The 14,555-nt window shown below is 66.8% G+C and carries 14 protein-coding genes; 2 read left to right on the top strand and 12 right to left on the bottom strand.

What is annotated here, in order from left to right; translation table 11 throughout:
- The first annotated feature begins 143 nt into the window (after positions 1-143).
- On the top strand, positions 144-449 hold the full coding sequence (locus tag ACFSXZ_RS35800; protein WP_378270452.1) for a hypothetical protein: 306 nt from the start codon (positions 144-146) through the stop codon (positions 447-449).
- A 142-nt stretch (positions 450-591) separates the two neighbouring features.
- Here the strand turns inward: ACFSXZ_RS35800 and ACFSXZ_RS35805 are convergent, their stop codons facing one another.
- The 8 genes from ACFSXZ_RS35805 to ACFSXZ_RS35840 all read right to left on the bottom strand — a co-directional run bounded on the left by ACFSXZ_RS35805 (position 592) and on the right by ACFSXZ_RS35840 (position 9,402).
- Positions 592-1,605 (bottom strand): NADP-dependent oxidoreductase, encoded by a 1,014-nt coding sequence (locus ACFSXZ_RS35805; RefSeq protein ID WP_378270453.1) that lies wholly within the window; start codon positions 1,603-1,605, stop codon positions 592-594.
- A 28-nt stretch (positions 1,606-1,633) separates the two neighbouring features.
- The gene (locus ACFSXZ_RS35810; RefSeq protein ID WP_378270455.1) at positions 1,634-2,848 is read right to left on the bottom strand and encodes a TetR/AcrR family transcriptional regulator; all 1,215 of its coding nucleotides are present in this window, start codon (positions 2,846-2,848) and stop codon (positions 1,634-1,636) included.
- A gap of 84 nt (positions 2,849-2,932) precedes the next feature.
- On the bottom strand, positions 2,933-3,814 hold the full coding sequence (locus ACFSXZ_RS35815) for an SMP-30/gluconolactonase/LRE family protein (RefSeq protein WP_378270457.1): 882 nt from the start codon (positions 3,812-3,814) through the stop codon (positions 2,933-2,935).
- A 42-nt stretch (positions 3,815-3,856) separates the two neighbouring features.
- A complete protein-coding gene (locus tag ACFSXZ_RS35820) occupies positions 3,857-5,458 on the bottom strand; it encodes an AMP-binding protein (RefSeq protein WP_378270458.1) in 1,602 nt (533 codons plus the stop codon).
- 24 nt (positions 5,459-5,482) lie between these two features.
- A complete protein-coding gene (locus ACFSXZ_RS35825; protein WP_378270459.1) occupies positions 5,483-6,460 on the bottom strand; it encodes an LLM class flavin-dependent oxidoreductase in 978 nt (325 codons plus the stop codon).
- A 233-nt stretch (positions 6,461-6,693) separates the two neighbouring features.
- On the bottom strand, positions 6,694-7,269 hold the full coding sequence (locus ACFSXZ_RS35830; protein WP_378270460.1) for a carboxymuconolactone decarboxylase family protein: 576 nt from the start codon (positions 7,267-7,269) through the stop codon (positions 6,694-6,696).
- Positions 7,266-8,498 (bottom strand): acetyl-CoA acetyltransferase, encoded by a 1,233-nt coding sequence (locus tag ACFSXZ_RS35835; protein WP_378270461.1) that lies wholly within the window; start codon positions 8,496-8,498, stop codon positions 7,266-7,268. Before ACFSXZ_RS35835 ends, ACFSXZ_RS35830 begins: the two co-directional genes overlap by 4 nt.
- Before the next feature lie 154 nt (positions 8,499-8,652).
- Positions 8,653-9,402 (bottom strand): glucose 1-dehydrogenase, encoded by a 750-nt coding sequence (locus tag ACFSXZ_RS35840; protein WP_378270462.1) that lies wholly within the window; start codon positions 9,400-9,402, stop codon positions 8,653-8,655.
- A 147-nt stretch (positions 9,403-9,549) separates the two neighbouring features.
- Between ACFSXZ_RS35840 and ACFSXZ_RS35845 the strand changes: the two genes are divergently transcribed.
- The gene (locus ACFSXZ_RS35845) at positions 9,550-9,900 is read left to right on the top strand and encodes a Dabb family protein (RefSeq protein WP_378270463.1); all 351 of its coding nucleotides are present in this window, start codon (positions 9,550-9,552) and stop codon (positions 9,898-9,900) included.
- Here ACFSXZ_RS35845 and ACFSXZ_RS35850 read toward each other — a convergent pair.
- Genes ACFSXZ_RS35850 through ACFSXZ_RS35865 form a run of 4 tightly spaced genes read right to left on the bottom strand, consistent with a single transcriptional unit; the run spans position 9,884 to position 14,487 of the window.
- Positions 9,884-10,909, bottom strand: coding sequence for an ABC transporter permease (locus ACFSXZ_RS35850; RefSeq protein WP_378270465.1), 1,026 nt, complete (start codon positions 10,907-10,909; stop codon positions 9,884-9,886). The two genes, ACFSXZ_RS35845 and ACFSXZ_RS35850, sit on opposite strands and share 17 nt — an antisense overlap.
- Positions 10,906-11,889, bottom strand: coding sequence for an ABC transporter permease (locus tag ACFSXZ_RS35855; protein ID WP_378270467.1), 984 nt, complete (start codon positions 11,887-11,889; stop codon positions 10,906-10,908). The genes ACFSXZ_RS35850 and ACFSXZ_RS35855 overlap by 4 nt, the downstream gene beginning before the upstream one ends.
- Entirely contained in the window at positions 11,882-13,429 is a 1,548-nt protein-coding gene (locus tag ACFSXZ_RS35860) for a sugar ABC transporter ATP-binding protein (RefSeq protein ID WP_378270469.1), read from the bottom strand. Before ACFSXZ_RS35860 ends, ACFSXZ_RS35855 begins: the two co-directional genes overlap by 8 nt.
- Before the next feature lie 29 nt (positions 13,430-13,458).
- The gene (locus tag ACFSXZ_RS35865; protein ID WP_378270470.1) at positions 13,459-14,487 is read right to left on the bottom strand and encodes a sugar ABC transporter substrate-binding protein; all 1,029 of its coding nucleotides are present in this window, start codon (positions 14,485-14,487) and stop codon (positions 13,459-13,461) included.
- Positions 14,488-14,555: the final 68 nt, after the last annotated feature.

Genomic DNA, 14,555 nt, shown 5'->3' on the forward strand with positions numbered 1-14,555 from the left:
GCCGAAGGCGAGGCGGTAGTCGTCGCGTTCGCCGGTGTGGGTGGCGGCCTGTTGGGCTTCGGCGAGGTGGGCATCGGCGGTGTCGGCATCGCCCGCGCGGGCGGCGGCGAGGCCGGATTTGAGGTGCAGGTTTCCCCAGGTCGGTGCTGCGACGTCTGCTGGACCTGCGGGAGAGCGGCGCGTGGTTCTTCCAACCCGTGTTCTCCGACAGCCGGTTGGTGGTCGTGGCCGGGGCGCGTTTGTGGCCGGGTGGGTGGTCGGACGCGATCGCGATCCGCACCGAGACCGACGCGAAAGGCTTCCGCTGCGACCCGGTGGGCGGGGTGGTCTGGAACCGCGATGGCGGTGTGGCCGATGTGCTCGACGGCTTGCTCGAGCTTCCGGCCCCGCACGAACCGAACGCCCCACGACTGGTCACGGCACACGGCCCCCGCCTGTGGACGCCCTAATCAACCGCCTGCAGCGCTGGCTGTTCCCTGCTGTCCTTGAATCGGCCTGCGAAATGCCGGGTGAGCCGGCACGATGGACGACCAGTCGATCATGGTCACCGACCATGGGCCGCCCGGGGCCCGAAGCCGGAACCTAGGGAATTCAGTGCGCGATCCTGACCAGCGCCTTGCCGGTCGTCTTCCCGGTGAGGATCGCCAGGAGCGCTTCGGGCGCGTTCTCGAGGCCCTCGAAAATCGTCTCGTCGTAAACCAGACGGCCGCTGCGGACCAGCGGCGCCACCGTCGCGATGAACTCATCGCGGATCGCCTCGTGGTCGAACACCAGTAGTCCCTGAAGCCGGAGGCGCTTCTGGAGGACCATGACCAGGTTGCGCGGGGCGGGTTGCGAAGCGGTCGGGAGGTTGTAGGTGGAACTGGCGCCGCAGAGCGCGAACCTCGCGTGGAGGTTCGCCGCGCCGATCGCGGCCTCCAGGTGCTCGCCGCCCACGTTGTCGAAGTACACGTCGAGCCCGTCCGGCGCTGCCTTGGCCACCTGGTCCTTCAGACGTCCCTCGTGGTAGTCGAACGCGGCGTCGAAGCCGAGCCGTTCGGTCAGCAGCGCGACCTTTTCCGCGGAGCCCGCGCTGCCGATAACCTGCGCGGCACCACCGATTTTGGCGAGTTGGCCGGCGATCTGGCCGACCGCGCCCGCGGCACCCGAGACCCACACGGTGTCCCCGGCGCGGACCTCCGCCACCTTGTGCACGCCCACATAGGCGGTCATGCCGGTCATGCCGAGAACACCCAGGTACGCGCCCAGCGGTGCCTCGTCGGCCGACACCTTCTCCACGGAGCCGGCGTCGAGGAGCGCGTATTCACGCCAACCCGCGGAATGCAGGACGATGTCACCCTTACTCAGGCCGGCCGCCCGCGACGCGACGACCTCACCGATCGCGCCACCCTCGAGGGGCGCGCCGAGCGCGTAGGGTTCGATATAGGTCTTGACCTCGTTCATGCGCCCGCGCATGTACGGATCCACGCTCATCAGGAGATTGCGGACCACGAGCCTGCCTTCGCCCGGATCCGGCACCTCGGTTTCGGCGAGCCGGAAGTTCGACGGTTCCGGCCAGCCGGACGGACGGGAAGCCAATTCGATCTGACGTGACCGATAGCTCACGGGGAACTCCTCTTGAAATAGTGAGAACTCAGGTTTTTTCGCGTTGTCCGACGCGGTCCAGTCCCAGCGTGGCGAACGCGGCGGACGTCAGTTCGGCGGCGAAATTCGGATATTCGCGGAGGTGCGGGATCCGCACGCAGTCGTCGACGATCGTCTTGGCGGTGTTGACCAGCACGGCCGCCAGTGCTTCGGGAACCTCGGGCCGGGTGACCGCCATCCAGCGTTGCCATTCGCCGAGATAGTCGGCCCGGATCCGGTCGAACCGCTCGTTGACCGGTTCCGGCAGGTAGAGACGCTCGGTGAGCGAGACCGCCAGGAGGTCGGTCGCTTCGAGCGCGACACGGAGATAGCCCTCGACCAGAGCGGCGAGTACGCACTCGTCGGAGCGCGCTGTGCGCATCGCGCGTGTCATCTCCAGTGCCTGCCATTCCTGGAGCCGCATGACCGCGGCGACCAGGATGTCGGCCTTGTTGTCGAAGTACCGGTACAGCGCCGGCCCGACGACACCGATTTCGCTTCCGATGTCATCGATGCTGACTCCGGCGTAGCCGTGATGCCGGAAGGCATTCGCCGCCGAAGAAATGAGTTGTTCACGGCGTGAGCCCGACGTTCTGGCCACGCCGTCGTCGCCGGCTTCCGCGCCCGGAACCGCCGCGGGTTCCGCGAGAACCCGTTTGCTCGCGGCGATCAGTTCGCGGGTGATGCGCTGGCGCGAAAGCGCATGCTCGTAGTGGCCGTGGCTCGACAGAAGACTCATCAGGACCCAGCTCCTGATATCCGCGGCCGCGTCGCCGAGATCGGCGTACTCGGATTTGATCAGCAGCGCTTCGAATTGATTCGCGATCCACCGTGTCTGGGCACGCACGCGGCGATAGTCGTCGGCGCCGAGATGGCGGGCTTCGCGTTGCCACAACAATGACAGCCGGCGACTCTCCAGCGCGGCCTCGGTGAGCGCGGTGAGACTGTCGTCGAGGTCGCGTTCCTCGGCGGGCTTCACCGTGAGCTCGGTCAGCGTCTCGATCATCCGCTGTTGATCCTCGAGCACGACGTGGGCCAGCAGCGCCTGTTTGTTTTCGTAGTGACGATAAAGGGCGCGTGCGGTGATCCCGCTCGCCTCGGCGATGTCGTCCATGCGAACGGAATGGAAACCGCGTGCGCTGAAGAGCTCGCCCGCGTTCTTGGCGATCTGAAGCCGCCGGTCGCGGGGGCGTGCCCTGGCTGGTTCCGCGATTTCCTTGTCCATTGCTGCTGTCTCCTTTTGGCCGGTCGAGTGATCATATCGACCGCGTGTCGTCCCGACTCGTCGTCGCGGAGGAACACCTCGGCCTCAGACCGCCGCGACGCCCGACCTGGCCGGCGCACCGACGCGCCCGACGTCGGCGGTGGCGATCACCCCGGACGAGCGCCCCTCGCTGTAATCCTCCGGCGTGGTGTAGTTGAGGCTCATGTACAGCGTGCCGAGGTTCTCACCGCCGAAGGCGCAGGCGGTCGACTGGGCGCCCGAGACGGGGACCTTGTCGGTGATCTCCCCACCCTCCACGACGCGGTAGAACCCGCAGTCGTCGCCCAGGGCCGGAGAGTTTCCGAACCACACGCCCCCGTCGCTGTCGAGGGCGATGCCGTCGGGGTGATACGAATCGCCGAGTTGCGCCCACACTCGTTTGCCCGACAACGAACCGTCCGGCCTTACGTCGAAAGCGCTGATCCGGTGTAAGAAGGTTTCGGCCACCAGGAGAACCCCTTCGGGGTCGAAAGCCATCCCGTTGGGGAAGACGACCTCGCCGTCGACACGGTGCACGCCCCCTTGCGGATCGATGTGGGCCAGGTTGGTCGGTTTGGGATCCTCCGCGCCGAGGGCGAATCCGAAGTTGCCGGCGTAGGCATGCCCGCCCGGGGTGACGAGCATGTCGTTGCCGAGGCCACCGGCGATACCGCTGAAGTCCGCGTACGTGCTCACCGTCGAATCGGTGGCGATCCGTTGCACCGTGGCGTCGGCCTGGGACACCACCAGGACGGAACCGTCGGGAAGAAAGCCCAGCCCCCCGGGCGCGCCGGGAATCTCCGCGACGACGTTCGCCGTTCCGTCGGCGGAGAAGGTGAGGACTTCCTTGCTGAAGAAGTCACTGGCCCACAGCGCTCCCGCGTGCCAGCGCAGGGCTTCGAGGAACTGGTGGCCCGACGCGAATCGCGTCAGATCGTGCGGTTTCATCGTTGTCTCCATTCCGGATTGGACGGTTGCCCGCCGAAGGTCCTACTGGGCTCGAACCGGGGCGCTCTCGGCGCGCGCGAGTTCGCGGAGCTTGAACTTCTGCACCTTGCCACTGGCATTGCGCGGGAGATCATCGAGCAGGATCAGGCGTTCGGGCAGCTTCTGACGCGCGATCTGCCGGGCCGCCAGCCAGTCGACGATCTCGGGCAGGGTGACCTGCTCTCCCGGCTGGGGGACGACCACCGCGCAGATACGCTCGACGAGGACGGGATCCGGCGAGGCGACGACGGCGATCTCCGCGATCTTCGGGTGTTCGAACAGGTGGTCCTCGATCTCCCTGGCGCTGATGTTCTCCCCGCCCCGGAGGATGATGTCCTTCTTCCGGCCGACGATCTCGACGTAACCGTCCGGATCGATGCGGGCGAGGTCGCCGGTACGGAACCAGCCGTCGGCGGTGAAGGCGTCGGGGTTCAACGAATGGTCGAGATAGCCGAGGAACATCTCCGGCCCCCGCAACAGAAGCTCCCCATCGGATCCCAGACGAGCTTCGGTCTCACCGTAGGGCCGCCCGTCCGTGTGAGCACGCTTGTCGAGCACGTCCTCTTCGTTGCTGCCGATGGCCGTGGGGAACTCGGTGGACCCGTAGCCCCGGCTGACCGTGCAGTCCAAAGTGGTCGTCGCCGCCTTGATCAGTTCCGGGGGCACGTCCGCGCCCCCGCAGGCGAAGACCCGGAGCGAGCGGAGATCGTACTCGGGCCGCGACGGGTGATGGAGAATCCCATGGAGGAACGGCGTGGCCGCCACGACGAAGCTGCACCGGTGGTCACTGATGAGCTCCAGCGCCTTTCCGGGCTCCCAGATGTCGAGCAGGACGACGGTGGTGCCGAGCATGAACGGCAGCTGTATCCCGCAGAGTAGACCCGTGATGTGGCCGACCGGGGAGGGCATGAAGACGATGTCGTTTCCCGACAGGCCATAGAAGTCGATGATGCTGCGGTTCTCGAAGTCGATCGTGTTGTGACTGTGCAAGGCGCCTTTGGGAGCCGACGTCGTGCCGGAGGTGTAGAGCAGCAACGCGATGTCGTTGCCGTCGCGGCCGGGCGTCTCGACGGGGCCGGCCTGCCCCTCGTCGAGCAGTTCTTCGAATCGGCAGAAGGAATCGCCGGGCGCGGCGCCGACCACGACGACGGTCCGCAACTCGGGGAGGCCGGCCCGGATGTCGTCGATCATGCCCGGATAGTCGAAGTTCCGGAACCGCCGCGGGACCACGACGATCCTCGAACCGGCCTGGTGCAGGATGAACTTCGTCTCGTTGTGGCGATAGATGGGGATGATCGGGTTGCTGACCGCCCCGAGCCGCAGCGCGGCGAGATGGACGATGACCGCCTCGACCCAGTTCGGAAGCATCCACGACACGACGTCACCGGCGACCACGCCACGGCCGTGCAACGCGGAAGCCAGGCGGTTGACGCTGTCGTTCAGCTCGCCGTAGGACCAGGAACGACCCCGGTCCACGACCGCGATCTTCTCCGGTGCCTTGACCGCGGACTCGGCCAGGTAGTCGTCGGTCAGGTTCCCCTGCCAGAAACCCTGTGCGGTGTACCGGTGGATGAGGTCCGCGTCGAGCCTCGTTTTCGCCTTCATTGCTGTCTCCTGGAGTCCCTGGCGTCACCGCCCGTGGAAGGCCGCCGCGAACGCTTCCAGCTCACGCGCGATGTCGCGGCCGGCTGGCTGGAAGGACACCGTGGTGCACCCGTTGGCTTCGAATTCCGCGAACCTGTCCTGCCACTGCTTCGCACTGGCCCCCAGGCCGGAGGCGGCCATCAGCTCGCTCGTGACGAACGGCCTGTCGACCTCGTTGACCTCGACGAGGTGACGATCGTGGACGGCGAGATGGCGGACATTCTCCGGAATGGCGTCGTACGCCGCGGCCCATTCCCCACCGCCATCGGGGAGAAGCTCGTCGAGCTTCCCGTGCTCCAGCGCCCAGTGCAGGAGTTGCCCGGCGCCATGTCCGGCCGCGTCGATGACCCGCTCCGATCCCGGGTCCTCCCCCTCTTCCAGGACCGTCCCCACGGTCATCATCGACTGCCGGGCGAAGCCGGGCACCGGGCTGGAAATCCGCAGCACCTCCGCGTCCAGGTCACGCGCCACCTGGAGACCCTTCGGTCCTTCGGCGGCGATCGCCCACCGCACGGTGATGGGCCGGGCAGGCGCGAACCGCTCGTCCGGGTGGATCATCCGGGTGATCGCGCCGTCCCACTCCACCTGCTCACCACGAAGAAGCGCGCGCACGACCTCCACATAGCGCCGGACCTTGGCCCAGGGCACCGGAGGCCGCCCCATCGCCAGCTGCCCGGTGAACCCGGAGCCGACTCCCACGATCACGCGCTCGGGGCCGATCGCGGCCACGAGGGTGGCGATGGCGGACGCCGTGACCATGGGGTGCCGCAGACTCGGGATCAGGACGCCCGACCCCAGTTGGATCCGCTCGGTGATGTCGGCGGCGCGACACAACTGGACCCACATGTCCGGATAGAGCGCGGGCGAGTCGTAACAGACCGCCCTCTCGTATCCGAGCTCCTCGGCGATTCGCATGTGCTGCGGCGTCTCGAGCGACGTGGCGAGGGAACAGGCCAGCTTCATTGCTTTGTCTCTTTCGGTCGAGGTGAACCCGGGGATGGTTGGAGGATCACCGCGGTTTTCTTGCCGAAGTGTGCCGACGGTCACCAGTTAAGGTGACTCGTACGCCAATGTCAATCGTCAATAACTTTTAAACTCCATCAAGGCTTGGTGATCGAGTGACGCCAGAATCCACATATATTCCCTACTTGAAGGGCTGTATGAGCGTTCAACAGCCAAGGTGGTCTCCCGTTAGTCTATGAACGCTCACGAACCGAATCGCTGGAAGGCAAAGTGGTGAGGTCGCGGACTCCGGCGAAGTCTCCGGAGATGCCCAGGGTGTTGACGACCGCCGCGACCATAACGGTGTTGCCCGCGATGAACAGGACCTCCAGCACCTCCCGGATGGAGAAGTGACCGGACAGCCTCGTGAGCAGATCCCCTCCGATCGCTCCGGTGTCCCACAGTTGATCGGCCGCCTCGATGACCGTCCGCTCCCGCGCGCTCCACCCAGTGGAAGGCTCCTCCCCCGCCAGGGACGCGATCTCGTCCGGCACAAGGCCTGCCCGGAGACCGGCCCCCACGTGCTCGCCCCACTGGAGCGGAGTCCCCGTTCGCCACGACAGGCGAAGCGTCAACACCTCGCGTTCGCGGTCGGTCAACGTCGTCCCAGCCATCAGCCGCCCGGTGAACCGGTACCAGTTGCGCAGCAGCGGTTCGTGGTGGGCCAGAACGAGGAACAACGGACTTTCGTACTCCGACGGATCGAGCAACGCCCGGGTCTTGCGTTCCCACTGACCGGGCGCGACCGGAGGGAGGCCAGGGCCGGTCATCCAGCGCGCTCCACGACGAAGGAAACCGCCGAGGTCGCCGACCCACCGAGATTCAACGTCCCCGCTCGCGCCGCGCCCTCGACCTGGTAGTCACCGGCGGTCCCGGACACCTGCCGGGCGGCGTCGAGCAGCATTCGCACGCCCGTCGCGCCGAGCGGGTGCCCCAGCCCGATCAGCCCTCCGCTCGGATTGACCGGCAGCGGCCCGTCGAAGTCGGTCTCGCCCTTCTCGACCGCGACCCAGGATTCGCCCGGCGCCGTGATCCCGAAGTGGTCGAGCGCCAGGTATTCCGTGATGGAGTAGCAGTCGTGGGTTTCGATGACATCCAGGTCGCGCGGGCCGTCGACACCCGCCCGGCGGTAGGCGCTCGTGATCGCCGACCTGACGAACGGGAAGACGTAGCGATCATCCTGGCTGGCGCGGAACTTGTCCTCGAGCAGGAGAGGTGCCGTGCTGTGGCCCCAACCGCCGATGACCGGAACGCCGGCCATCGAGATCGACCGCCGGGCGAGGTGACGTTCGGTGAATGACGCCGAGGCCAGCACCACCGCGGCCCCGCCGTCGGTGATGCGTCCACAGTCCTGCTTGCGCAGCAGTCCCGAGACCACGGGGTTGGTCTCGTCATCCTCACCGAAACTCACCGCGTCGAGATCCCAGGAACGCGTCTGCGCCTTCGGGTTCCGCCGGGCGTTGGTCAGATTCTTCTCGGCGATCCGGCCGAGATGGGCATGGTCGATCCCGTAGCGCCGCTGGTACTCGTCGGCCATCTTCCCGAAGAGCCGTGTCACCGGCAGGGACTCGTCGACGACCTCCCTCCCCAGCCAGGTGCCGGCACGCATGCGCTCGGCCGCTTCGCGCCCCGGGACGTTCCGCATGATCTCCACGCCGGTGACCACGACGACTTCGCTGCGACCCGCTTCGATCTCCGCCATCGCCTGCAGGATGGCGACGCCGCCCGAGGCACACGCCGATTCGTGCCGCACGGTGGGCAGTCCGGCGAAGTCCGGGTGCACCGAGACCGCCATGCCGCCGAGAAGCGCCTGGCCGGAGAAGATCTCCGCCCCGAAATTGGCGATGTGGATCGAGTCGACGGCCGAGGTCTCGACCTCCGCGTCCCGCAGGGCACCGAGAATCGACGCCTCGAGCATGCCGAACAGGTCGTCGGCAGGCCACTTGAGCTGGAAGTCGGTCTGGTGGCCGCCGAGGATGAAAACTCGCCGATCGGACACGTGAAGCTCCTTTGTGGAGGGAGAGAACCACGGGGACCGGGGAGCGTGTATCGAGCATCCCCGCTAGTCCATCACTGCTAACTTTGTATCATCAGTCAACTTCTTGTCAACCAAGAGAGCACGCGCCTATGTCAACCACAACTAACGCGATGCACTACTGGGCGAGCATCGCGCCATCGACCACGAGTTCGGTGCCGGAAACGTAGGACGCGGCGTCCGAGGCGAGGAACGCGACGGCCTCGGAGACCTCGCGGGGAGCCGCCATGCGGCCGATCGGGATGTCCGCCACGACTTTCGCCTGGACCTCGGCCGAGAACGCCTCTTGCAGCATCGGCGTCAGGATCGCGCCCGGGTGGATCGAGTTCGCGCGGACGCCGTACCGGCCGTACTCGGACGCGACGGACTTCGTCATGCCCCGCACCGCGAACTTCGAGCCGGTGTAGGCGATATTGGGCGACTGGGGCTGGTGGGCGAAGCCGGCGATCGAGGAGATGTTGACGATCGAGCCACCGCCCTGTTCGACCATGCCGGGCAGAACCGCCTTCATGCCAAGGAAGATCCCGCGCATGTCGACGTCGACGGTTCGCTGGTACTCCTCGGCCGAGAGGTCGGCGGTGCGCGTGTTGGACCCGGCCAGGCCCGCGTTGCCGACCAGCACGTTCGGCGCCCCGAACCGCCGGGTCGTGGCATCGACGGCGTGAGCCCAATCCTGCTCGTCGGCCACATCGAGGCGGACGAAGAACGCGTTCTCGCCGAGTTCCGCGGCCAGCGCCGCACCCAGGTCGTCGGCGATGTCGGCCAGGACGACCTTGGCGCCGCGTTCGACGAACAGCCGCGCGTGCGCCTCGCCCATGCCCATCGAGGCACCGGTGATGACGGCGATCTTGCCGGAGAGCTGGTTCATGACTCCTGCTTCCTGATAGAGGTCGACTGTGACACAGTCGTTTCCGTTAGCGATCGTTGACAAGGTATCGTTCTCATTGCTCATAGCAAGGTAGTCTTGTCCTGATCAAGATTAGTGATCAGAGACTTAACCCCGGAGGTCGACCGCATGCTGATCCACTGCCTGACCGTCAGGTTCAAGGAAACGGCGACGCCCCAGCAGATCGAGACGTTCCACGCGGCCCTCGCGGCCCTGCCGGACCAGATCGACCTGCCCTTCCACGCACGGCACGGGCACGACCGCGGTGAGCGGCCGGCGAACGCCGACTACGCGGTGGTCTCCGAGTTCGAAAGTGCCGAGGACTTCTCCCGCTTCCTCGAACACCCAGCGCACAAAGCCATTCCCCGGGACGCCGTGGAATCGTTCAACAGCGTCCAGTTCATGGTCGAGCCTTACAGTGCCGATCGTTACCAATCCGACCACAGCCACGGCGGAAACGGTTCTATCCAGCCAGATTGATTGGGGTCCGTCTCCGCCTACTTTTGGTCGGATTGGTAACCCTGCCGCGAGCCCGCGCCTGCCGCAGGAGGTGCGGGCTGACCGCGATTCCGATGAGGACGAGCAGGCCACCGGTCAGCAGGTCCTGGACGTAGGACTGGGCCTCGGTCACCACGAGAAGCTCTTCCAGCAGTGCCATCGAGAAGACACCCGCCGCCATTCCGGCCGCACTCCCCTCGCCGCCGGCCAGCCGGACTCCGCCCAGCAACACGGCGGTCGCGGCGAAGATCAGGCTGGAAAAGCCGCCATAGGCCGGATTCGCGCTCGAGAGCCCGTACCCGAGGAGCGCCCCCGACAGCCCGGCCAGCCCGGCGCTCAGCCCGAAGGTCTCGATCAGGATCCGCTGGGTCCGGACTCCGGCGACCTCGGCGGCGCGGCGATCGCCGCCCGTGGCCTTCAGGTCACGCCCCCACCGCGTGCCACGGACGAGAAGCCCTGTCGCGACGAACAAACCCACGGCGACGAGGCTTCTGATCGACGCGAGTCCGGCGATGGGCTCATCGAGTCGCAAGCCCACCGTGTAGTTCTCGTACGGAACGCTCTTCCCGCCGCCCAGCACCAGGATCAGGCCACTGACCACAATGAACGCTCCGAGTGTCACGGGTACCGAGTTCAACTTCGCCGCCGCGACCAGGAATCCGTTGACCAGACCGATCGCGGCCGCGGCCGTCACGGCCAGAGCCAGTCCGGCCCACGGGTTCGCCTGACCGGTCTGGACCGCGATCATGGCGCCGAGGCCGTAGATGGCGGGCAGCGACAGGTCGAACTCGCCCGCGACCATCAACAGGCCGAGCCCGAGCGCCAGCGGACCGTAGGCCGCGAACGTCTGCCCGATGTTGAAGAAGTTCACGGCCGAAAGCGCCGTGCCACCGAAGGCCGGAGCGAGGACCAGTGCGATGAGGAACGACGACGTCAGCCAATAAGGCGCCGGAATTCTCCTGGTGATACCAACGACTTCTCGCGCGCTCATCGGGCCGCCCTCGACTTCGCCGACAGGAAAACGAACACCATGACCAACAGTCCTTTGAGAGCGAGTTGCATTCCCGTGGAATAGCCCCGGATCAGGAAGAGATCGGTCACCGTCGCGATGATCATCACACCCGCCAGTGTCCGTGGCACGGAACCTCGTCCGCCCTGCACGGCATTGCCCCCTACCACGGCCGCGGCGGTGGCGTCGAAGGTCAGGGTGCCCTGCGCGGCCAGGTTCGCGCTGGTGATCGAGGCCGCCTGCACCAGGCCCGCCAAGGCGACGCACACACCGGCCACGGCGAACGCGGCGGTGAGGATGGCCGTCACCGGTAGACCGGCAACGTAGGCGGCCTGCCGGTTCTGGCCCACGAGGTAGATCCCCCGTCCCCATGAAGTGCGGCTGAGCAACCCGTGGACGGCGGCCGCCACGGCCGCGAACAGGTAGACGCCCATCGGGAGTCCCAGCACGTTCCGGCTCAACAAATCGAGCCCGGGGAAACCGGCGGGCGCCAGGACATTGTTGCCGCCGGACAGTTCGGCGGCGACGGCCGCTTGGAGGGAACCCGCGCCGATCGTGATGATCACGGGGTTGACGCCCCATGCGCCGATCGCCCACCCCTGTGCCGCGAAAACCAGCGCACCGGCCACCAAGGTCACGACGATGGCGATGAGCAGCCCCCGGTCGAGCAACGACAGGAACAGCATTCCCGAGGTCGCCGCGGTGACACCGAGCGACAGCGAGAACAGGCTGCCACTGACCATGATGAGGGTGGCCGCGATCGCGACCGGTCCGATGACCGCGACCGAGGCGACGATCGCCTTGGCGTTCTCCCAGGTCGCGAAACCGTCCGTGGTGACCGACGCGATCACGAGCAGCCCGATGGCCACCGGCGCGGCGATCCAGCGCCGTGAAACGCGTTTCCGGGCAGAGCCTGGCCTTGTGCTCGCGCTGGGCGGTGCCGCGCTGATCTGCTCAGTCATCCTGGCCCCCTCCAGCGAGTGGTCTGGTCATCGCGTGGAGCACGTCACCCGGACTCACGTCACCGGTGTCGGCCGCCATCACGACACGTCCCGATGCCATGGCGATGATCTTCGAGCCCAGATCGAAGATCTCGTCGAGTTCGGTCGAGGCGACCAGCACGACACTTCCAGCCGCCGCCGCCCGCTTGATCACCTGGTGGATCTCCGCCCTTCCGGCGACATCGACCCCGCGCGTCGGTTCGTCGAGCAGCAAGACGTCCGGACGTGGTTCGAGCATGCGGCCGATGAGCACCTTCTGCTGGTTTCCTCCGCTCAGATCACCCACGGCGGTGTGCAGTTTGTCGTCGCTGACGCCGACCAGCCGCGCCATCGCGCGGGCGATGGCAAGGGTTCTCCGCCGGATGAGAACGCCCAGCCGGGCGATCTCGGTCAGCCGTGTCGCCGTGAGGTTGTGGTGCACCGTGTCGGCGAGGAACAACCCCTCGCCACGGCGGTCGTCCGTCACGAAGCGGACACCGGCCCGTCGCGCCCGGCGTGGGGAACCGAGTGGCGACATTCCGCCGGCCCGAACCGTTCCCCGCGCCTCGGGAATGAGACCGGCCAGCGCGCGGAGCACCTCGCCGGCGCCGGAACCCACCTGTCCGGCGAGGGCCACGATCGTGCCGCCCGGCACGTCGAGGTCGAACGGTCGCACCCGGCCGGGGACGGTCAATCCCTCGACGACCAGTGAGGTCGTGACCGGCACGGGCTCTGGTCCGGGCAGGGGCGCCCCGGGCGTGCTCACGGTCCCGGCCTCGCCGATGATCAGCCGGACGAGCTTCTCGCGGTCGAGGTCGGCAACGGGATGATCGCCCTTGAGCTCTCCGTCGCCGAAGACCACGACCCGATCGCAGAGATCGAGAACCTCACCCAGCCGATGCGAGACATAAAGCACGCTACGGCCCTGGCGGACCAGGCTCCGCACCGCGCGGAACACGTGCTCGATCTCGACGTCGCTCAACGTGGCGGTCGGCTCGTCGAGGATCAGCAGCTTGGCATCGCGAGCGATCAGCCTCCCGATCTCGACGAGTTGCCGCTCCCCGATGCGCAGTGTCCCGGCCCGATCACGGGGAGAGACACGCTCGAGGCCCAACTCACGCAGGATCTCGTGACACCGCGCTCGACGGGCCGGACCACCCCCGATGAAGCGGGTGTCGCGGTGCCCCAGGAACATGTTCTCCTCGACGGTCAGCTGGGGCACCAACGACAGCTCCTGGTCGACGATCGCGATCCCGGCGATCTGGCTGTCGAGCGTGCTTTTGAAGCGCCGTGGAGCGCCCTCGAACTCCAGGGAACCGGCGTCAGGATGGACCAGGCCGGTCAGGATCTTGACGAACGTGCTCTTGCCCGCGCCGTTCTGGCCGCAGATGCCCACGATCTCGCCGGCCGCCACGTCGAGCGAAACGCCGCGCAATGCTCGGACCGCCCCGTAGGACTTGCTGAGATCCGACGTGACCAGCAACGGCCGGTCGTCCGCTTTCGACTGGTAGGACTCCGTCATGACATCAGGCTGAGTCATGTCACCAGCCCTTAGAACGTGCACACGTCGGCGAATTCGTCGACGTTGGACCGAGTGATTTTCTCCTCCTTGACGAAGGAGTTCTTCTCGAACTGCTGTCCATTGAGGATCGACAGGACTACCTTCGCCGCGGCCTTGGCCTCGGTCGAGGGAGCCGAGGTGCCCGTGCCGTACAGTTCGCCGGAACGCAACAACGCGGGCCCCTCGGCCGAGCAGTTCGAAGCGACCACGATCACGCCGTCCTTGGCCGACGCGCCGAGCGGCTTACCCGCCTGCTTGACGGCGCGAATCGCCCCCGCGGCCATGTAGTCGGCGTTGGCGTAGATGCCCTGGATCCCGCCCTTGGCGTTGTATTCGGCAAGCAGTTGCGCGGCAAGCTGCTGAGTCTTCTGTGGATCCCATTGCGCGTCCTGAAAGGACACGATCTTGTACTCGGGCGAATTCGCCATCTCTTTCCTGAACCCGTCCAGGGTTTCCTGCACGGTCGGCGACGATTGTGTCCCCTGCAGGACGACGACGTTGCCGGCGGCGTATCCCGCTTGCTTCAAGCCCGCGACCAGATTCTGCGCGGCGAACTTCCCGAGCGAGGGATTGTCGCTGCGGACGTTGGCCGTCAAGTCCTTCTGGACCACCTCGGGCAGGGGGCCGACGACGTTCACGAGCTTCACTCCGGCGGCGGCCGCCCGTTCGATCGCGGGAATCGCGGCATTGCCGTCGGCCGCGCCCATGACCAGCACATCCGGCTTCTTGGCCACGAGCTGACTGATGTGCTGGTTGTCCTCCGCCTGGTTGAAATTCGACGTCAGCACCGTGGTCTTGACGCCCGCGGCGCTCATCTCGGCCTCGAAGGCCTTGATCCAGGCCGCGCACCACGCGTTGCTCTCGGCGCACATCTGCACCCCGACCGACTTCGCGGAAGCCCCGCTCGCGTTGCCGGATCCGTTGCCCTGACCACCACAGGCCGCGAGACTCACGGCCAGGGCCGTGGCGGTCGTCAGCCGCACGATGCGCTTGAGTCCGGTGAATTGGTTGCCGTCCATGTATCCGCTCTCCTTTGAGCCACCACGCGTCCGCGACGACGCCCTGGTTCCGGCGCCAAGTAAGACAG

It is taken from the genome of Amycolatopsis pigmentata (assembly GCF_042684065.1).
GTDB classification, from domain to species: domain Bacteria; phylum Actinomycetota; class Actinomycetes; order Mycobacteriales; family Pseudonocardiaceae; genus Amycolatopsis_E; species Amycolatopsis_E pigmentata.